Genomic DNA, 20,091 nt, shown 5'->3' with positions numbered 1-20,091 from the left:
TTGTGTGGGACATGCGGTCAGCTATTCAGTGACGGGGTCGGCTGGAGTGAGATACCCGGAATTCCGCTGAAGCGACCCGACAGAATCTGCAGTTCAGCGCGCAACATCGGGTAGAGATCGATCAGGGCCTGCTCGATGAACGCCGACTTCTCATCGTCGGTGGCCTCGTCGAGTGTCGAGGAGTCCACGTCTCCTTGATGGCCTTGCGCCGCCTGCTCGTCGTTCGCGTAGAGGCCGGTCACCGCCACCCCGACGTACATGAGGTCGGGGCGATGGAACCGTGTTTCCAGCGTCGCGAGAACGCTTCCGTTGGTCCATCCACGCACTGTCGCCGAACCTTCGGACATTCCCTCATACCAGGAAGGCGGCGCATCGTTCTGCGGGTAGTCACGTTCGAGTAGGAGCTTCGCGGGATCGACGTGGCGCAGTGTGAGCGCTGTGAGCTGAGCGGTCATGCGGACTTAGTCGCAGGCGGGAAAGCATGCGGCGAGAACTCGCGGTGCAGCACGGTGGCCGACGGAACAGGCAGTTTCGTCGCCGCACTCATCGCTGGGTCCTCTACCTCGCCAGCAGACCAGGTCGCCATGAGCGCGTCGGTCCGTGCGCCCACCGTCTTCGTTCGATGCTCCTCCCGCGAGCAGACCTCATAGGTCACCATCGCCTCGACCGCTTTCGCGTAACGCCGGATAGTGGCGAAGGTCGCGTTGGTTCCGCCCCGTTCGAATCTCGACACCACGCTAGGGTCGACATCCATGCGTTCGGCAACCTGTGATGCGGAGAGCCCGAGTTCGACTCGCCGTTCCCGTAGTCGCCGGACCAGTTGGTTCTGGGCGCGTGCGAGGTCGACGCCAAGAAGGTCCGTCGCATCGGTGTTCTCCATCCCCGGAATCATCGCTACGCACCTCCCTCTGCATTGGCCTGACCTGCTGCTTTGACTTATAACGCAAGAATAGCAGGAGTGGGTCCCTCGTTCGCCGATACCGCGGCGGTTCCTGCTCCTCGCACGAGTGGATGTCCCGCCACATCGTGGTCGGCGTTTCGAGAAAGACAGGCGGAAATCTCGCTGCTTTCCTCCTCGGGTGCCTTCCGCCTTTGGCTCTCCCGCCGACCGCCTGACTCAATGCGTGCTTAACGCTTGACCACGATGTCGCCACCCGCTTCCATTACGCGGGATTCGGTTTTGCACTGGTAGCACTCGAATTTCGGCTCGTCCCTGGTGACGTTTTGGTCGGTGTTGCAACGAGGGCAGGTGACCGCAACAAATCCTTCGGGTGCAGGCGCGCGCCCTTGTGCAACAACGGCCGAGACGAGGACGCCGATCGGACCGAAGAGGAATCCGATGACGAGGAAGCCCAGCGTGTCCCGGTTCTTCTTGTTGGCGATCGCTGCGGAAATCCCGGCGCAGACAACAGCGACGACAACGTAGAAGCTCAGCACGACCGTCATTTGGAGCACTCCTCGAATCAGGTGAGACGAAGAGGAGAGCCTCTTCGTGGCGTATCAAATCAGACGTAGGGGACAGGTCCTGCGGCGCTCTCGCTATCCGGCCGTAGGCGTCATTTGCGTGAATGACGCGCACTGTCATCTGAGTGAATGACGCACTCGCGGTGTGTGTTGCGCGATCGGAGCTGTGAAATAGCGGGAGGGTTCATGACGGCGGTCTGAGTGCACCTGATTTGGCGTCGGCGACGCCGGGAGCAGTTGCGGCGCGGCGGGACTGGATACCGTGCTTCGTTGGCGCGCTAGGAGGCAACCATGGTGGCCTCCGGTTAGCCCGCCGTCGCGCTAGCTAGCGGCTCCCAATAGGCTGCTCGGGACCGAACCGCTCGATGGCCTTGAACTGGGAGAGGACCACATGGCAGACGGCACCAACGTCCTTGACCAGCTGATCAACAAGATTCAAAAAGTGTCCCTGCGGAGTCGCCTCGCTCGTGAGGTTGATTTGTTGCGCGGGGCTCGGCGATGAGTTCGGCCGGTATCGACGACGACAAGTTCCTTTCGGGATCGGGACGTCCGGCCGGCCTCTATGAGATTGCGGGCTTCTCGTGCGCCGCTGACGGAGGACCGTCGTGAGGTTCTTGGAGGGGGCATAGCGCGCTCGACACGATCCCGGCCACCGCGCTCGACGTCACGCAATACGTCGCTGCTCACAGAACAGACTGCCCAACGCAGGACATTGGGCGATCAGCCGCCGGGGCCGGGGCGACTCAGCCTGAGTTCGCCCGTCTTCATTAAACGCAGCGATCGGAAGGTATCAATGAGTGACACTGAAGTTGCCGAACACCTATTCGCAGGCATCCTCGGCGGCCTCGTACGAGGAGACCCGAACGAGTTTCTTCATCTACTGGTCGCGTACGACGTCCCGATGCCCCTCGAAGGAACAACCGCGACGGTACGCACTCACTTCCTCGCCGCCGATGCGAATGGCAACCCAGCGGTCGAACTGCTAGGTACCGCCATGGCGCGCGCCGCGATGGACTTCTGCATCCCGCGATCGCGTATCGAACAAGCGCTCAAGCATCTCCGAGAGACTGGATCTACCAGCCATTTCTCCAGGCTTGAGCAGCAAGCGAGGGAACTCTTCGTCGACGGAGATGGTACCGGCGAAGGAGGTGAGCTGCTTCTCTTTCTCCTCATGGAACAAGTCCTTGAACTCCCGCAACTCTTGGCTAAGATGTCACTGAAGACCAACAGTAACGTCCACGTTCACGGCTCCGACGGGGTCCACGCCAAACTTGGCGATGATGGCGTGCTCGACCTCTACTGGGGCGAATCGAAGCTCTACAAGTCAAGTTCGGATGCCTTTACGGACTGCTTCGAGAGTATTGGGCCATTTCTCGGTGCTGATGGTGAAGCGCGTCGCCGCGATCTCCTGCTAGTGCGCGATAACCTAAACATCGAACAGAGCGACCTCGCTGTGCATCTATTGCAGTACTTCGACGAAACAAACCCCAAGGCCCTCCAGGTGCGCTGGAACGGTGTCTGTCTTATCGGATTCGACCACTCAATCTACCCGGACATGAAGAAGATTGCTGATGTGCAATCAGCTGAGATCGCGAAGGCAGTCAAGAGATGGCATAAGGCAATCCTGGACAGGATCAAATTGAATTCCCTTCTCAAAGTGAACATCGATGTTTTCTGTATTCCATTTCCGGACGTCGATACCTTGCGGAAAATGGTCAGGAAGAAGCTGGGTGTGTCGTGACAGATCTTTCGCAGATTGTATTTGAATCCCAGAAATTCCGTGACATCATCTGGTCGATCCGACTGCGGACACTCCACGTCGAGTTCCCTATGATCGCGATGGACGACGAGCCCGCTGCGCTCGATTGGAACTATGCACTTTTGTGTGCGAGCGCCCTATCATCTGTCCCCACGGAGCGCGCGCAGAATACCGTGCTCCGAGTCGCCGCCGCCTGTCTCTCCCTCGACGATTCTGATGAGGCCCACAAGAGTGCTGCCACAGCCCTCCTCGACCGGGTCGGCAATCACCGGTCGGTGGAGCTTGCCGAATCGCGCAATCTTGTCCAGAAGGGTCTCTGGAAACAACTCCCTCCATTGCTTCGGCTAGAGACGATCGGGAAACGGCTCCAGCTATCGATTCCGCTATCGACAGGTGAGAACCTCGCGGTGAACTCTTTCCAAAGTGATTTCTGGAAAGGGGCGGAGGACTATGACTGGGTGAGTGTCTCCGCACCTACGTCCGCTGGAAAATCGAGGATCGTGCGTGAGTGGTTTCTGGAGCAGATTCGACAGCACGACCGATACACTGCCGTCTATCTCGCACCCACTCGCGCGCTCGTAGAAGAGGTATCGGCCGATTTTCGTGAAGCGGTGCCCGCCTCAACCGGCGTTTTTGTGATGCCATGGGACCCGGACCTGGATAGAGTGCGACGGCGCGTCCTTGTCCTTACGCAAGAGCGGCTACACCTAATACAGCAGTCGCGCCATCCGTTCGAGATTGATCTTCTGTTCGTTGACGAAGCCCAAGGGCTCGGTAGCGCAGAGAGAGGCGTGTTGCTCCAACAAGTTCTGGATCGCGCTGTCGAAGACAGACCGGCACTGCAGGTGATCTTCGCCAGCCCGCTCAGTGCAAACCCAGCGATTCTCCTGAGTGACAAGCCAGCCACAGTCCGATCGCAGGCAACGACATCCGAAGCCGTGACGGTTAACCAGAACCTCCTCCGTGTCGAGGGGGTGCACCGGGCACCAGCTAACAGGGTGGTATCCCTGGTGGATGAGGGCCAGGCACACCAAGTCGCTAGTTTCAAGTTGCAGCAGCGTGCCACCCGGGTTCCGATGAGAATTGCATACGTTGCGCACGCACTCGGTGGTAACGGTGGCGGCAACATCGTTTACGTCAATGGCGCGGACGATGCTGAGAAAGTAGCCAAGAACATCGCCGACCTTCGTCTCGAGGTAGCGGAAGATGAGGAGATCGAGAACCTTCAAGAGCTGGTGCGGACCGCTGTCCACCCGAAGTACAGCCTGGCTGATGCTCTAGCCAAGCGTATCGCGTTCCACTACGGCAATATGCCTCTCACCATCAGATCAGAAATCGAGCGACTCTTCGGTGAAGGAAAAATCGAGTTCCTCGTCTGCACCTCCACGCTTCTAGAAGGTGTTAATCTTCCATGCCGCACGATCTTTATGCGCAACCCGCAGAAGGGGCGCGGCAAGCCCCTATCTGAAGCTGACTTTTGGAACCTCGCAGGCCGCGCAGGTCGGTGGGGCAAGGAGTTCCAGGGCAACATCGTGTGCGTCGACACGGACGATGAGAGCCTTTGGCCCAACCTGCCAACGGTGAGGCGCCGCTCCGACCTAAAGCTCGCGACGCATCATGGCCTTAGAGATGCGGCTCCACTTATCGCATACGCCCGCAGTGACTTTGCCGTCGGATCAGATCCGGCCTCCGAGATCCTCTTCGCCTATCTGGCAGCTCAGTACTCTTCCGGTCGGGACATCACGCACCATTTGGAACGAATGACGGTTCAGTCTGAGCGACTCGAACTCCAACGCGCCCTCGTGCGCTCTGTTGATGACGCCCAGTTCCCACACGACCTCATCCCACGGCATGCTGGCATTTCACCGATTGCGATGCAACGCCTTCTTGAGCGCTTCAGGGAGACCGAACATGACCCCCACGAACTTGCGCTACCACTGCCGGAGGAGCAAGACTCCAGACAGCGTTACCAGGACGCTCTTGTGTTAATCGGCCAGACTATGACAACGGCATTCGGGCGGCCTCCAAAGCCTGGCAAGCCAGACAGACGTAAATGGCAGCTTGCGAACCTGGTCGTCAACTGGATGCAGGGCATGCCGCTCGCCCGCTTGATAGAACAGCGCGCCACCGGGAATACTCCGATCGCCAGGGCAATCAGGGACGTATTGTCAGACATCGAGACAGTTGCCCGGTTCCAAGCGCCAAAGTACTTATCCTGCTACTCGGACGTGCTCGCTGTCTATGCTGCAGAACGAGGCGTTCACGATGTCGGGCATGGTCAAGACATCACGATGCTTCTCGAACTCGGCGTTTCGCGATCGAGCGAAGTGGTTCTGATGTCTCTAGGTATGTCCCGCACGGCAACGATCGCCCTTTCGCAATACGTCACTGCCGACAACTGGACGTCATCTGAAAGTCTTGACTGGCTAAGGCATCAGAACATCGAAGGCATGGATATCCCGGTCCTGATTCAGAAGGAGATCCTCGACCTCATTGCTGCCCAGTCAGCGTTCCCGGATAAGGCGTGAGTCGGGAGGCTTTGGGTGGCAGGCTCGGCACTACGCAAGTGCGAACGCGCCAGAGGGTGTCGACGGAACGTGAAGACTAATGGCGGTGTGAGCGGCGGTCTGATGCCTACGTGAAAACCGGAGTCGAACTCCTCAGTTCAGATCGATGTGGTGGTTGCGTACGAGGCGGTGGTGGCATCGCGTCGTCAATCGTCGCGGGCGAGTCGGTGCGGCGTACCCGGCGCGCCATCACCGTTCGTGACCGTTCGCCGGGTGACGATTCTGACGTGAGCCAGCGGCAGGAAGCTACCTCTGATCATCGACGCGCGGCCTATGCCACTCGAATCCGCCGACGAACGAAAACTGATCACCCTCCAACAAGCCCTTTTTCAGTATTCTGCAGGCGCCCGGCGAGCTCGTCGACCGCGCCATAGAACCGTTGCTTGGCGTCAGCCGTGGCGAGGCCTTGTCCCGAGCAGTGAGGGATATCGCGATCTTGACCGATCACGATGAGGTTGCCGGGGTATCCGGAGCGGCGCCATCCGTCGCGTGCGGGCCCACCTAGCAGCAGCACAAACTCAAGCTTTGTACAGAGGGTGACGAGATCGCGTGTCCAGCGGGCGGCGCGTGCTCGCTCCGAGTCGAGAGATCCGGATTTCTTGCTTGCGGTGGGAAATGGACATGCGTTCCAGTGGACGACAGACCTCCGGTCGACACCAGCCGCTTCGTATGCAAGCCGGCAGGTCCATGCAGTGCGGTCGTCGTTGTCCAGGCTCAGCAGACCCGATCCGCTGCCGGCCTTGGCCTTCCGGCTCGGATTGTCTAGTAGAACCAACGCCCGTGCAAGTATCCCGCCCGAGTCTGGATCGACGTAGGGGACGTGACCACGTGGGATGCCTTCCGCATCGGCGATCTGGTCGGCCAGGTGATTGATCGGCGCGACGTGCGGCTCCCACACTCGGGCTCGTTTCGCAGACAGGTGCTCAGGGAGGCGATTGTCACCGTAGTTGGGCATAACGGACACGATGGCATAGGAGGTCGACAGTGTGGTCAGAAGGCGCAATTCTCGGTCGGCAGTCTGGCGTTGCACCCGAATTGGTCATATCAGCGTTGAACTGTGGCGCGCAGTGACACCCGGCGAGTGTTCAAGGTGTTCTCCGACAACGCGGCACTGACTCGTCCGGCACGTCCAGACTGAGGCGGGTATCCCACGTCGCGAAACCGAACTCGGTGCGTGGCATCGCCGGTCTGCTGTCGGGGTTGTTCTGCTACCTGCCGACGGTGATGCTGTGGCAGCAATTCGACGAGGTTGTGCAGCCGCGGGGGGCATCCGCACCGTTGTTTCACTTCGTTCGGGTCTGATCCGCCGCCGGAGGGGTATTGAGTGAGTTGGGCGGTCCCAGCGGTTGTAGTGGTGGCGTGCGGGCTGATGACGGTTCCGTGGTGGCGTGGATCTTCATGTCGATGGAGGTGTTTTCATCCCGGACTGAACCCTGTTATTCGGGTTGTTCGAGGGCGCCGGTGATGCGGTCGTGGAGCCAGGTTTCGACGTTCTGGCCGGCGGTCTGGGCGCGGGTGTATTCGTCGTTGCTGAGCCGGATGTGCGAGGTCGGTGAGGATTTGGGCGCCGGTGGAGGCGGGGTCGTGGAGCAGGGCCAGGAGGAGATGGTCGGTGCCGATTTCTTCGTGCCCGAGTAGGACGGTCTGGCGAAGGCTGCCCCTCTATAACCTTTCGTCTTTGGGGGTGAATGGGCTGTGCTCCGCGGCCGGGCGGATCCCGCCGGTGAGCTGACGCCCCCGAGCTTGCTCTCGAGTACCGGCGCGGTGATACCTCATGAGGTCAGTGCTGCCGCTCCGGGGCCGCCGGCGTCGAAGATCCCGACCAGCATGGTGGGTGCGGGCGGCGCCGCCGGCGGCGAGGAGCGACCACCTGAACGGGCTTGATCGGAGAATCTCTCGAACACCATGACACACTTCCTCCCGGGCGTCACCGTGAGCGATGCGATCCGCTGCTGAATTTCCTGCTGTTCATCTGGGGCTGTCCGTCTCGGCGTGATCCCTTCGGGGCGTTCTGAAGGTGATCAAGGGAAGGTCTAGGTGAACGAGCCCGTACCGCGGTACTGGGTCTGGGTGTGTCCCTTTGGTAGTCCGTGATCGACCGAGTGCGTGCACACCGCGGCGTCTCGACCCTGCGGTCGTCCCTCAATTCTGGCTAGCCCGAAACGCCTGGTCCACGGCAACGATACATGCATGGAAGGGCTCATTCTGTGGAGGACTCATGCGCCGCTCAACTGCTGTCGTCGGCACCATCCTTGCTGTATTCCTCGTGATCGGTGGCTGTTCAGGGGATCAGCAGCCGAGGGGCGAACAATCCGCCGGTGAGAGCGGCAACGCATCACCGACGGTGACGATCCCCGCCGACACGACGCCCACGACAACCTTCGGCCAGACGCTCCAGATCGTCAGAAAGGGATTCGCCAGGGGCTCAGCGATTACACGATCGGCGAACCTCGTGGAGCCCTCCGGCAGGGTGCTGGTCGAGGTCACTATCGCCACCAAACAGGGCACATGCATCCCCGGGTCCTTCTTCGCGCTTACGGACGGTGGCACGAAAGTGGAGAACTTGGACCTATCGGAACCAGGGATTCTCGACGAATCCGGACAACTCATCGCGGGGGAACGGCGCCAGGGCGACATTGCCTTTGACGTTCCGCCCGGCGCGACTGTTACCAAGATCGTGCTTTACCACGGCACGATCAACCCGCCTAAGGCCTACTGGACGGCGTGAACCCGGCTCCGACTGGCCGATGACGGCGTCCTACAACGTCGTCGCGGAGCTGGATGCGACGTTCGGCGAGGAAAACGCCGACGCCCTGCTTGGCCCGATCGCCGAGTACAGCGGCGGGGCCGCGCGCTCGGAACTCGGTCACGCCGAGGTTGTGTTCACCATTCCCGCGGAATCGGTGCGCCAGGCCACCTCGACGGCGCTAGCGGTCCTGGGGACCTACCCGTGGCCGTTGCGGTCGCTGCGAGTGCTCACCACCGCCGATTTCGACCGCCTCACCGACGCGATGGACCTCCCGCCGCTGGTGTCGGTGCAGGAGGCCGCCGACGGGCTGAGGATGACCCGTCAGGGTGTGCTGAAGGCCATCAAGGGCAAGGTGCTGCTGGCTACCCGTCGGGGGGGTACCTGGGTGCTCCAGCATTCTCTCAACGAGCAAAGGTGGCCGCTTTCAGTGGGATCGCGGTACGCCGGTCAGGCAGAGATGGAGTCACGGTGTTTCTGGGATCGTCGTCGACGGACACTGTCGGCCTGCAAGACAGCCGCGGCTGAACCTCGGATCAATCTGCGCGGGCCGTCATCACTCATTCGTCGGCGCGGAAAGTGCCGATACCGAGTTTCGATCCACACCTCTAGCCGTGGAAACCCACTGCTTTCGATTGCGAATGTATTTGATGACTTTAGACGTCCGCGAGTTCACGCTCTTCGCGGGCGAGGTAGGCGGGAGAATGCGCGGTTGGCCGCGGAGCAGATTTCCAGCCGAGTGGTTGCGACCGGTACTCCCTTGATCGCGGCAAGTGTCGCAGGGACGATGCATCGCCTGGCGGCCCTTGCTGTTCGCCGTCCGTCGGCTGGGACCGCGTCGAACCGATTCGATCCACTGCCTGTACCGCAGGCCCGGTCAGCGTGCACTGCCATGCCCGATGACCGGTGTAATGTGTCTGGACCGGGCAACCCTGACTGTCAGCGAAAACGTCGGACACCGTGCCTTTGGATTGTCCCTGGTGTCTGCCGGACGAGCAGTTTCGCGGGCCCGGATTCTGATGCCGTCATGCAACTACATCATTTCGAATCAGGTTAGCGAGTTGGGTACGGGAACCGACGCCGAGTTTGCGATAGCCCGCCCGAGGTGCATTTCAATGGTCTTGACACTGAGAAATAGTTGGGCGGCGATGTCCCGGTTGCTGCCGCCGCCAGCGGCGAGCCGGGCGACCTGCTGTTCCTTGGCGGTGAGCAAGTCGATGAAGCTGTGAGTGGAGGGATGGGCTGGTCGGTCAGCGGGCGACCTGGTTTCGTTTCCGGAGGCATGCATAATGGTTCTCTTTCAAATAGTGTCGGTTGCCCCCGGCTCTGGGGGAATCTCAAGGGCGGACCCGCCGCCCGTGCGCTATGCGGTTGTCGGTTTCGCAGTCGTTGTTGTGGAAATCGTGTTCGGTTCGAATCGAACACAATCGGCGTCCAATGATGTTGTAGCACTGTCAGTCTGGAGCTCTCTCGGGCTACCGCTCTCTTGTGGCGGGGGTGAAGAGTTGATGAGGGTGGCTAGCCCGCAACGGTCGGGCCGGCGAGTGCGACGACTGTCCTGGACGAATCGGATCGAATGTGGTTAATCGAGATTCGGAGGATCGCCCTGATCCGTGATGTTCACGGAGTCGTTGGTGTCCACAGCAATCGGGTTCGGTAGCGGTACTCGCGCCTGACCGAGAGGGCCCGAATGGATCGTCGGCATGGGCAAAGTCGGTGCGTGATGTATTGGCGTCGACTGGGTCGAGGGTGTCAGTTAGCCAGTTGGTTTCGCGGGTGAGTTCGGTGGGGGAAGTTGTTCCGAGGGGATGATGGTGGAGCCATGTGGCCCATTCGTGTGGGGTAAGCGTGTCCGCGGCGAGGGAGGCGTGGCGCTCTTCGCGGTCGAGTTGGGGTAGCAGCACGGTGCACAGTCGTTCGATGGCGCCGCGCAGGTCGTCGCGCGCTGCCAGGGTACCGATGTGTCGGTAGGTGCTCGCGGTGCGTTCGACGGCGTTGGCTGCCCGGTGGACGCGAGCATGATTGGTAGTCAGATCGTCGAGCTGCGGCGCTGAGGAGGGAGCGTGCCGGGGACGAAAGGCCAGAGGTTCTCGTATCCGCTGGTGTGGTGGTGTCGGAGGAAGGCGAGGGTCCAGGTGAGGTGATCTGCAAGGACGGTGCGTCGGCGGGGGTCGATCGGGGTGCGGGTGGACAGAGCGTCCAAGGTGCGCCCGAGGTCTCGGCGCAGTGCGTCGTGGATGATGCCTATCAGTTGTGGTTCGGCAGGTGGGTCGGGGATGGGCGGTCATGGCTGTGCTCCTGGTGCGGGTTGCGTCGCGCGGGCGTTGTTCTGCTTTGGCTACACAAGAAGCTTGTGGGTCGGGGCGGGCCCTGTCTGGAGTAGTTGAGTACTTCAACTCGGATTGGATGTCCCGTGCCTGCACTCCTCGACCCGCCATCTACGTCTATTGGCGTGCCACGCCGAGGTGGTCGATCTGAGGGTGGGGAGCGCGAGCCGGAACGATGATCCGCTCGCCGATCGAATGTCGTATTCGTTGGTTCGAGTGATGCAACTCAGCCTGGATTGATAGTGGGATCGACGACGAGGGCGCGGCAGTGGTGGATGCCGAGGACAAACTGGCGGCGATCGTGCGGGCTACGGGGCGATCTGGTGGCCGTTCTGCATTTGTCTTGGGACTTCCACAATCGGCAGCCGCTCTACTGAGATGCGACAGATACCAGGGTTTCCCCGGTCGCGCGACGGCATACAGATTCGTAATACTTTTCCGTGAGTCCTGAACGGTCTCAACGAAGTAGTGATCCGCATACAAAGGAGACGATCATGCCTGTTCAAATTCCGGAAGCTGCCAATACGACACAGAACAATTGGCGGTTCTGTGTAAGGTGCCTGTCGCTGTTCTGGAACGGCCGCCGCGACAATGGGCACTGTCCTCACCCGGCTGGCGGAGCCCATCAGGCTATGAGCTGGGATTTTTACCTCCCAGCGGACCCTGAGGGATCCGTGAACCAAAGGCTGGGACAGTTTCCGACCGGCCCTTAGGTCGCGTGAGCGCGGATTTTCACGGTGTCGGTAAGTGCCGTGCTCGGGAACCCTTGCCCTGCTACGGCCCGAGACGCCGCCCGGCTGCGGCGTCTCGGGCCGACATGCCCACTTTCGTCGGTTGACAGAACGAGTGCGCAGGGCACTGATGATTGGCAGTGGAGCTGAATTCGACTGTGAGACCTACCCGGCACGCTGGGGTGCCTTCGGTGACCGCCTCATGATCGAGCCGTACGCATTGACACCGGCTTGAAACCGACCGCAGGGGCGAGATCGCTTGCATGGATGAAGCAGCCGCACAGAACGCCGGCGTGAAAGAAATCTTGGTTTCGCACCGTCATCAGCCTCTCGCGCGGCCAGCGGATTAGAGAACCGGACTCGCCCGCTTTGGGCTGGCCGGGCGTGGGATCTGGGAGCGCGGTCGCCGCGATGTGATCACACGGGTGCGAGCTCACCTGTAACTTCGCTGTTCCGCTACTCAGCCGGGCTGCAGTCGGGTACTACCGTCGATTGGGTGCGTGGTGCTGATGAGTTTTCCGTAACAGTGATCGCGGTCTAGGTCGTGCGATTGGCACCATCTGATGGCGGCGTCTGGGTCCGGGTATACGGTGCCGGCGACTGTGACCCAGAAGTCGGGGGCGCTGAAGGTACTCCAGTCACCGGACCATAGCAGCCGGACCCCGGGGTATTGTGCGCGCAGGCGCAGGTGTTCTCGGAGGGTGGCCTCGCTGTTCCAGGTGATGCCTTCGGCGACCAGGCCTGGGCGTTTCGAACTTAGCTGTGGGATCCACTTGTCGACGAGCAGGTCATGTACCGGTTCCCGGTCGGCGGCTGCGATCGCTTGGAGGGCTTCCAGACTGGCCGTTTCGGGGTCGCCGGTTGCCGGTGCGGCGGGTCCGGTTGCGTCGCTCGGGCCGCTGTCGTCGCCGGTCGTCGGGGAGGTGACTGGGTCGGTTCCGATGTTGTCGGAGGTGACGTCGATGCCGCTGGTGGGCATGGTGTCCGGGGTCCTCCAGAACGATCCGATGGGGAAGCGGAACGCATGCGTTGCCGCGGTCATGTCAGCGTCGTCCCTGGGTGGCACGGCGATGGGTGTTCCGGACAGGTCGAATAGGGCGGAGGCGATGTTCGTATCGCCGGCGCTGAGTGTGAGGCGGAGTGCATTGTTTGAGAGGACGTCACCGCCGGGGCAGGTTGTGGTGATTTGCATGGTGACCAGCAGGCCGGCGGCGTCCGTCTCGAATTTGGTGGGACTGAATGCGGGCGGTGTTGTACAGGTCGTGACGTCGGCGGCCGTGGCGGTGCGGGCGGAATCAGTGGATTCGGTCCGGCCGACGACAAGTGTCGTGGCGAGCGCGATGACCAGGGCTGCAGCAACTAGCAGGGAGGCGATCACGACTGTGCGTCGGCGAGAAGCCCTCATGGAGGGCGGCGCCACAGTGGGTGAACTGGCACGCCGATTTTCGGGTGTGCGTGTTGACTGATTCGGTTTGTGTCGTCGTTCGTCGAGTTTCCGGATCGCCTCGTACCGGCCCATTTCCTTCGCATCGACGGTGAGACGGACCTGACTGCCGAGTTCATGCCGGTCGGAGCTCATCGGGACATGAGTGTTCGTCGATGTGGTTGCGGCTGTGTTCGGTTCGGCATCTGGGTGGGTGACCGCATCGGCGTAGTCCGCCAACTGAAATGCTTTCTGGCAGGTGTCTTCCGGTGAGAACTCGGAGGTTTCAGGCAGGGGCTGCACCAACATGACGTCGTTTTCCCGCACAACGAGCTCGTAGCGGCCGGCGACACGGTCGCGAATCGCCGGGGGTATCGCGCCGCCGACAGGGGCCCCGACCGGGGAAAGGAGGGCGAAGAAATTGTCCCAGGGTCGAAGGATAACGAGTTGGGCTCGCGATGGAGCGACCACAACTTGCAGCCCAATCCTGAGACCGTCGAACTCTTGCCATCGTTGAATACGTTCGGGGTAACTGTTGAGGACCGGACCGAACATCGGTGACAGCGTCGGAGACGGCTGCTCAGCCGTCTCCTCAGCCGGCGTAAGGTGCTCGAGTCCGGGAAGTGTCCACAGTTGAACCGCTGTTGCGGCTGTGAACATCTTGGCGAACTCGGTCGGTACCCTGGCCTCGAGCGAGCCGACCCCCCACTGCCACTGGCCACCGAGATTGGGTAGCTTTTCAGCGATCTCGGCCCACCAGAAATCCTGATCGCTATCGGGCCCGACGCATACCGCAACGCCAGATCCCTCCGGTCCTTCGAACGCCATCCAGTAGACGTCCGACTGGCCCGAAAACTGTCCGACCCAACCTGAACTGGTGCGGGTGGACAAGAATGTCGTAGCAACGTTGGCGATAGCGCGGAAGCAATCGGAAAGACGGCCAGGTCCCCATACGAGAAAGCTGAGCCCGACCGACTTAAGTATCTCGTAGGCGCACTGGTCCGGGGCAATATCGGGCAGTCGCGGGTTGGGTAGAACAGTCTGTTCCTCACCGCCGGGGACTTTTGGCGTTCCGTCTGGATGATCGTCCTGCGCGCCGCTGGTCGGATCGCTGGCGTGATCGACGGGACCGGCCATTCGGACCAGATCTTCCATGAAGTTGCGGGCTGCCTGTCGATGGTCCGCAAAGAGGAAGTTCCCGGTGCTCTTGAAATAGTGAAGTTCGACGGCTTGGAACTTGCTTTCCACAAGCGACCGATTTTTTCGGAGTGTCTTCTCGATATCGCCTCCTGCAGCTCGGTACCGGCTGGAGGCGAATCGAAGGACCGAGGTGGCGGCCTCGCGAAAGTCCGGGTCGTCCAACTGGCCTTTCGCGGCCAGCCAGCTGCAGTCGTTCACCGCAGCGAGAAATTCCTTCTTTGCCTCTCTTAGTTCCTTCGGCTCGAACATGATTCCATCCTCTAACGAGCCATTTCCGCAGAAGCGACATCCTCAGGTCACTGCTCATGGTTGCGCTAGATGCTCGACGCATCCACTCGTTGAGTAATCGCCGAAGAGACCAGACTCGAGCGTATAGGGTTTTCCGGGTGTGGTATCAGAGTTCGGTAGATGCATGAAAACGTTTGCGGCCCAACGTAGATCGGAAACCCCGTCATCACTGGTCGCGTCGTAGCGCCCTGATGCTCAATATTACCTCCGCTTCGATCAGCTCTCCGGTCTGTGATGCGACGTCAGTTCAGGAGCCTCCTCATCGAGAACGTCGCGGCCCTATCGCGGCGGGGCTGTTTCATCCCGGAATTTGTGGTGGGTGAGAAAGTACCCTGCAAGCTAGCGGCCCTTGATCGCTTCACGGGCTAAGTTTCCCAACGATCCCGCCTGGCGTGCGAAGTCGTTGACGACATTCCAGTCCTCTTTGCTTGCGTGCGCCGGGGAGTTCTTCACCCTGGCGATTGCATTTCGGACTTCTTGTTCTGACTGTGCCATTATCGTTCCCTATCAATGGAATTGAAAAATGCCGAGGACTTCCCAGCCTCGGCGACGGTGGCAGCGCCGAGATTGTGGCTGCAGAATCCTCGGTCGTGGATGGTGATGGGTGCTGGTTCCCAGAGGCTGGACGCAGGTTTACGAAGGGGATGATGCTAAGCGGGGTGTCGGTGCCAGAACTGGTAGTCACCCCCTAGAAGAGACTGGTTGGTCTAGTACGATCGTCCTCCGTCCCGTTGACATTGTCACTAGTGCTTTGCACGTCGAACCAGTCCGTGACGACATTCGCAGTACTGCTCGCTCGGTGGCCGAGAATGTCGACCCGAGGAGTGAGCTGCGAACAGTCGGCGCTACTCATGGACGGTAATCGCGTCGAAGGACGGGACGGCGGTAACGAATTCGACCAGCGCGCACCTCACTCACCCCATCATCGAAGCCGGGCGCGTGCGGGGGACTGCCCCCGCACGAGCCACGTTTGCAAGGAGTCGACCGAGACGAAGTCGCCTTTGCGTCATGAACGTGTCCGGGATGATCGCTGCATATCCGACCGGTGACTGTCCTCAGAGCCTTTTCATACCACGGAGAATCTGGATCAGTGGCAACGATGAGGCGAGGCCGACGCTCAGTCGCGGGTGAAAGGAGCTGAGGTTTCCAACGACGATGTAGCGGGCACCGTTGTCCCGCCATTCGGCCAGTTGGTCGAGGATGTCGGCGGGGGTGCCGGTCAGGAGCGTTTCGCGGACGAGTGAGGGTGGGACGCGGTCGGCGTAGTCGAGGGCGGTGGGTTCGTCGATGGTGTGGGGGAGCAGGTCCTGGGCGCCGGTGAAGTCGGGCCCGAGGGGTGTTCGACACCGTGGCGGGCCCAGACGTAGGCGGGAGCGCAGAGGGCGAAGATTCGGGCGGGTGTCGAGTTGATCATCTCGTCGACGTGGGTGTCGGTGCGGGCGGTGAGGACGAAGAAGAAGGCAGCGGGCAGGACGGTCTGGGGGTCGCGGCCGGCAGTGTCCGCGGCGGCCCGGATGACGGCGAGTTTCTCGGCGTACTCCTTCGGGGTTTGCGCGTAGCTGGGGAACCAGGCGTCGGCGTAGCGGCCGGTGATGCGCAGCATCCGCGGCCCGTGCGCGGCGACCCAGATCGGTGGCCGGGTCCCGTTGTGGGGTGGGATGTCGAAGATGGCGTCGCGCAGCGGGAAGAACGTCGAGTCCCGGGTGACGGGTGTGCCGCCGGAGTTCCACAGGGCGCGGATGGTGGCGAGGGCTTCCTCGAAGCGACCGACCGGCTGGGACCAGTCGACGCCGTAGGGCTCGTTGCCTTCGCGCTCACCGGGCCCGAAGCCGAGGATGGCGCGGCCACGGCTGAGCAGGTGGAGGGTGGCGGCGGCTTGCGCGGTGACGGCAGGGTTGCGCCGGCCGGCGTCGGTGACACCGACACCAAGTCGCAGGCGGGCGAGCCTGTTGCGGGCGGCGAGGTAGCCAAGGGTGGTCCAGGGCTCGTAGAACGCATCCGCCCTCGGGATGAACTTGGCTATACCGGTGTAGGCGGGTTTCCAGATCGAGGCGGGGAGAAGGCTGTTGAGGTGGTCGGGTAGCCACATCGAATCGGCGCCGCCGGCGACCGCGTGCGCTCGGGTGTTGCGCAGCAGCAGGTCCGGGGCGAATCGGGGATTGACGCCGGGTTCCATCAGTCCGGTTTTGAAGCCGTTCATGGTTGTGCCTCCGGTTCGGTTTCTGGGGTGGTGCGGAGTGCGGCGGTGAGTTTGGCGTCGGCGAGCTCGAGGAGCGGCGGGAGGGCGTGGGTGTCGATGTCGAGGTAGGTGCACATCTGGTCGTCGGCGACGCCCGCGTCGCGCAGCCGTAGCGCGAGGGAGTAGGGGTGAGGCAGTCGCCGTAGCGCCTGTTCGCGGGGTGTGAGTGGAGGAGTCATGATTTCAGGGTGCGTTCGGTGTGCATGGTGGGGTGGCGTAGTCGGCTACTCCAGTTGGTGACCACGATCGGGAGGGGGCTGATCGCCGGTGACTATGGCGCCGAGGTTGTCGCGGCCGGAGACACCGGTTTTGAGGGCAGCGCGGTGGAGGTGGCCTTCGACGGTGCGGACGGACAGGGTCATTTTTTCGGCGATTTGCTTGTTCGACAGTCCCTGGGCGACGAGGGTGATGACCTCGCGTTGCCGGGCGGTCAGCGGTGACGGCTGTTGGGCTTCGCGCAGGGCAGGTGTATCGGCGCCGTCGCAGGCGTCAGCGAGACGCTGGGCGCGGTCGGCGGCAGTGAGGGCGGATCCGTTGCGGCCGTGATGACGGAAGGTGGTGGCGGCGTGTGCTGCGGCATCCATGGCGGACAGCGGGTCTCCTATTTTCTCGAACTGCTGGGAGGCCTCGAGGAGACCGTCCGCGTCACCGGCGGCAAGGGCGGCCGCGTGCAGGGCGGCTGCTGGAGCGCGGGGACCGTCCATCTGTTTTGCGAGTTCGTGCAACCGGTGGGCTGTGGTGGTGTCGCCGAGGCGGGTGGCGGTGTGTAGGCACATCACCTCGTGGGCGTGTTGGTGATGTTCGGCCGCGCAGAGGGCGCCGTGGTGTGCGAGGGCGATGGCCTCGGTGACGGCACCGGCGGCGGCGGAGACCCAGGCCTTGGTGAGGAGATACTCCGGCTTCAGATACGGGATGGTGGTGCTGCCCCAGGCGTCGAGGGCATGCAGGGTTTGCGCCGCGTTCGTGGCGTCTCCGGACATCGCTTGCGCCTGGGCGAGCGCGCAATACCAGATTGTGGGGATGTAGCCGACGGGGATTCCAGTTGTGAAGCGTTGTTCCAACCATTTCCGCGCCGCGTCCAGGTTGCCTGCTGGGAGTTCGGCTAGTCCCGTGAGGATGGCGGAGAATCCCTGCGCCCAGCCGGGGACATCGGCGACCTCGGCGCAGATCCGCGTTGTGACGTCGGCGGCTTCCTGGACGTAGCCGGCCATCCGCAACCCTCGAGTGTGGAACTCGCTGAAGTGGAGCCGAACGACCGAGACCCGTGTGGAGCGGCTCAAGAGGTCGTAGACGCGGGCCGCGATGGGTGCAATTTCCGATGCCCGTCCCATATCCCCCAGGGCGATCAGTAGTGCGCCCAGCGCCCACATCCCGGATAGTTCCGGCAGGTCCGGCGCCCGCAGCGCCGACCGTGCGGCCTCGACCGCATCGAGTGGGCGCGCGTGGTAGGCGTGGATGATTGCCTGTCCGGCGGTCAGCGCACCGTGTACTCGCGGTGCCGTCGCTTCTCTCGCACCGAGGAGAGCGGACTCGGCTTCCTCTGGACGATTGAGTATCCAGAGCAGATTCCCGATCCGAAGGTCCGTCACGTCCACGATCTGCTCGTCGCTGAGAGGCTGGGCGAGCAGCTGGGTGAGGACCTGCTCGACCTCCTCGCCCCGGCTGAGCTGCATCAGTGCTACCGACAGAATGACGTGGACGTCGTAACCGGCGCCGTTCGAGATTGCCGCCTTGCACAGGCGGACCGCGAGTTCGACGTCGAACAACGACAGTGCTGCCGTCGCAGCCTCCGCGAGGAAGCCGGGGGCGGCCGGAAGCCCGGATTCGAGGATCAACACGGCGCGACGCACGAGGTCGCGGACCTCGACATCGTCTACGTGGCCAAGGGCTTCAGCAACTTCGGCCTGTAACCGCCGCAGCCGTAGAGGTGTCACCCGGGCACGGCGGGCTTCGCCGTAGAGCGGGTGCGCTAATCGCACTGGGTGGCGGCCACACCGGTCGACGGTGATCAACCCGAGTGCGTGCGCATCCTCGACGGCATCGGAATCGGCGAGTTCGGCCAGCATCTGTACGGGAAGCGGCTCGCCGACGGCGAGAACGTCGAGGACGGCGCCAACCGCGGGGGGAAGTGCGTCGAGTTGTGCGCTGATGAGATCTGCTAGTCCCGGCGAGGCGGTGGGTGGACCATCCCATACCCACGCGCCGGCACTGAGTCCTGGTGCCTCGCGTCTCGGAGCGAGTCGTTCGCTGGCGAGTTCCTGCTCGACCAGATGGCGCAGGTACAGGGTATTACCGCGGGTGACGTTCCATAGCCGGCGGACGGCATAGGGGTCGAGCTGGCCGCCGACGACCGCGGTGACGAGTTCGCCGGTTTCTTCTTCGGAGAGTGGTTGGAGTTCGATGCGCTGGAGGTGACCGTCCTTCCAGAGGGTGGTGACCGCATCGGGAACGGGTTCGCCGGTGCGGATGGTCACCACGACCGGGGCGAGTTGCCGCTGGACGAGTTGGAGCACGACGAACGCCGACAGGTCGTCGAGTAGGTGTGCGTCATCGACCCCGACGACAACCTTCCCTCCTGGTGGGCAGGTGGCGACGTGATCGATGACGCCGCGGACAACAGACATTGTGTCTGCAGTGCCGCCGTCGATCCATTCGGCGAACGCCCCCAATGGCAGCACGCGGGCGGATGCGGTGGCGCGTGCCCACCGCGGTACCCATCGGCCGGGTCGGACGCCGGTGATCGCTTCTCGGGCGAGTCGGCTCTTGCCCACCCCGGCGGGGCCGGCAATGAGGATCCCACCGTGCCTGCCGGTGCCGGTGATCGTGGCATTGATCAGGTGCAGTTCCTCCTCGCGCCCGACCAGTGGCCACCGATCCGCTGTAGAGAACATGTGCCTCACCCTTCGACCGGCGAATCGGAGAAACGCCCGAACAGGGGTCGCGAGTCATCTGGTACGGCCATTGCGATTCACTCTCCGGTGATGGTGGCGCCGAGGTCGCCGCGACCGGAGACACCGGTTTTGAGGGCAGCGCGGTGGAGGTGGCCTTCGATGGTGCGGACGGACAGGGTCATTTTTTCGGCGATTTGCTTGTTCGACAGTCCCTGCGCGGCGAGGGTGATGACCTCGCGTTGCCGGGCGGTCAGCGGTGACGGCTGTTGGGCTTCGCGCAGGGCAGGTGTATCGGCGCCGCCGCAGGTGTCGGCGAGACGCTGGGCGCGGGCGGCGGCGGTGAGGGCGGAGCCGTTGCGACCGCGGCTCCGGTAGGTGGTGGCGGCGTGCGCGGCGGCGTCCATGGCGGACAGAAGATCACCCATTTCCTCGAACTGGGCGGAGGCGTTGCGGAGG

14 protein-coding genes and 1 pseudogene are annotated in these 20,091 nt (G+C 62.4%); 4 read left to right on the top strand and 11 right to left on the bottom strand.

Going from position 1 to position 20,091, the window contains the following annotated elements; genetic code table 11:
* Window positions 1-17 precede the first annotated feature (17 nt).
* The 3 genes from RJ1_RS31430 to RJ1_RS31420 all read right to left on the bottom strand — a co-directional run bounded on the left by RJ1_RS31430 (window position 18) and on the right by RJ1_RS31420 (window position 1,446).
* The gene (locus RJ1_RS31430) at window positions 18-455 is read right to left on the bottom strand and encodes a hypothetical protein (protein ID WP_073366412.1); all 438 of its coding nucleotides are present in this window, start codon (window positions 453-455) and stop codon (window positions 18-20) included.
* A complete protein-coding gene (locus RJ1_RS31425; protein WP_073366411.1) occupies window positions 452-880 on the bottom strand; it encodes a helix-turn-helix domain-containing protein in 429 nt (142 codons plus the stop codon). The genes RJ1_RS31430 and RJ1_RS31425 overlap by 4 nt, the downstream gene beginning before the upstream one ends.
* Before the next feature lie 248 nt (window positions 881-1,128).
* On the bottom strand, window positions 1,129-1,446 hold the full coding sequence (locus RJ1_RS31420) for a hypothetical protein (RefSeq protein WP_073366410.1): 318 nt from the start codon (window positions 1,444-1,446) through the stop codon (window positions 1,129-1,131).
* Between the two features lie 811 nt (window positions 1,447-2,257).
* Here RJ1_RS31420 and RJ1_RS31415 point away from each other — a divergent pair.
* Together RJ1_RS31415 and RJ1_RS31410 are read left to right on the top strand one after the other, a co-directional pair.
* Window positions 2,258-3,205 carry a HamA C-terminal domain-containing protein gene (locus RJ1_RS31415; RefSeq protein ID WP_073366409.1) on the top strand — a complete coding sequence of 316 codons (948 nt, stop codon included), beginning with the start codon at window positions 2,258-2,260 and terminating at the stop codon, window positions 3,203-3,205.
* On the top strand, window positions 3,202-5,751 hold the full coding sequence (locus tag RJ1_RS31410; protein WP_073366408.1) for a DEAD/DEAH box helicase: 2,550 nt from the start codon (window positions 3,202-3,204) through the stop codon (window positions 5,749-5,751). Before RJ1_RS31415 ends, RJ1_RS31410 begins: the two co-directional genes overlap by 4 nt.
* A gap of 346 nt (window positions 5,752-6,097) precedes the next feature.
* Here the strand turns inward: RJ1_RS31410 and RJ1_RS31405 are convergent, their stop codons facing one another.
* Window positions 6,098-6,688: a uracil-DNA glycosylase family protein gene (locus tag RJ1_RS31405; RefSeq protein WP_338049548.1), complete on the bottom strand. Its 591-nt coding sequence runs from the start codon at window positions 6,686-6,688 to the stop codon at window positions 6,098-6,100.
* A 566-nt stretch (window positions 6,689-7,254) separates the two neighbouring features.
* Between RJ1_RS31405 and RJ1_RS49490 the strand changes: the two genes are divergently transcribed.
* Window positions 7,255-7,428 carry a hypothetical protein gene (locus tag RJ1_RS49490; RefSeq protein ID WP_465270211.1) on the top strand — a complete coding sequence of 58 codons (174 nt, stop codon included), beginning with the start codon at window positions 7,255-7,257 and terminating at the stop codon, window positions 7,426-7,428.
* 134 nt (window positions 7,429-7,562) lie between these two features.
* On the opposite strand, the gene RJ1_RS48015 is transcribed toward RJ1_RS49490, so the two are convergent.
* Window positions 7,563-7,697, bottom strand: coding sequence for a hypothetical protein (locus RJ1_RS48015; RefSeq protein ID WP_255284917.1), 135 nt, complete (start codon window positions 7,695-7,697; stop codon window positions 7,563-7,565).
* Window positions 7,698-8,008: 311 nt separating this feature from the next.
* On the opposite strand from RJ1_RS48015, the gene RJ1_RS31395 reads away from it, so the two are divergent.
* Window positions 8,009-8,518 carry a DUF4352 domain-containing protein gene (locus RJ1_RS31395; RefSeq protein WP_073366407.1) on the top strand — a complete coding sequence of 170 codons (510 nt, stop codon included), beginning with the start codon at window positions 8,009-8,011 and terminating at the stop codon, window positions 8,516-8,518.
* Window positions 8,519-9,584: 1,066 nt separating this feature from the next.
* On the opposite strand, the gene RJ1_RS48010 is transcribed toward RJ1_RS31395, so the two are convergent.
* From RJ1_RS48010 to RJ1_RS31355, 6 genes and pseudogenes are all read right to left on the bottom strand, one after another.
* Window positions 9,585-9,749 carry a helix-turn-helix domain-containing protein gene (locus RJ1_RS48010; RefSeq protein WP_240319599.1) on the bottom strand — a complete coding sequence of 55 codons (165 nt, stop codon included), beginning with the start codon at window positions 9,747-9,749 and terminating at the stop codon, window positions 9,585-9,587.
* Window positions 9,750-12,054: 2,305 nt separating this feature from the next.
* Entirely contained in the window at window positions 12,055-14,466 is a 2,412-nt protein-coding gene (locus RJ1_RS31375) for a hypothetical protein (RefSeq protein ID WP_073366405.1), read from the bottom strand.
* 1,094 nt (window positions 14,467-15,560) lie between these two features.
* Window positions 15,561-16,705 (bottom strand): annotated as a pseudogene (locus tag RJ1_RS31370) (LLM class flavin-dependent oxidoreductase).
* Window positions 16,702-16,923 (bottom strand): hypothetical protein, encoded by a 222-nt coding sequence (locus tag RJ1_RS31365; protein WP_073366404.1) that lies wholly within the window; start codon window positions 16,921-16,923, stop codon window positions 16,702-16,704. Before RJ1_RS31365 ends, RJ1_RS31370 begins: the two are co-directional and overlap by 4 nt.
* A 45-nt stretch (window positions 16,924-16,968) precedes the next feature.
* Window positions 16,969-19,635 (bottom strand): LuxR C-terminal-related transcriptional regulator, encoded by a 2,667-nt coding sequence (locus RJ1_RS31360; RefSeq protein ID WP_073366403.1) that lies wholly within the window; start codon window positions 19,633-19,635, stop codon window positions 16,969-16,971.
* 77 nt (window positions 19,636-19,712) lie between these two features.
* Window positions 19,713-20,091, bottom strand: a 379-nt coding sequence (locus RJ1_RS31355; protein WP_143169574.1) for a response regulator transcription factor, incomplete at its 5' end; no start/stop codon positions are given.

Origin of the sequence: Rhodococcus jostii NBRC 16295, from assembly GCF_001894825.1 — a bacterium.
Lineage (GTDB): Bacteria > Actinomycetota > Actinomycetes > Mycobacteriales > Mycobacteriaceae > Rhodococcus_F > Rhodococcus_F jostii.
Note: the sequence above shows the minus strand (reverse complement) of the source record. Positions and strands in the feature narration are given on the sequence as shown.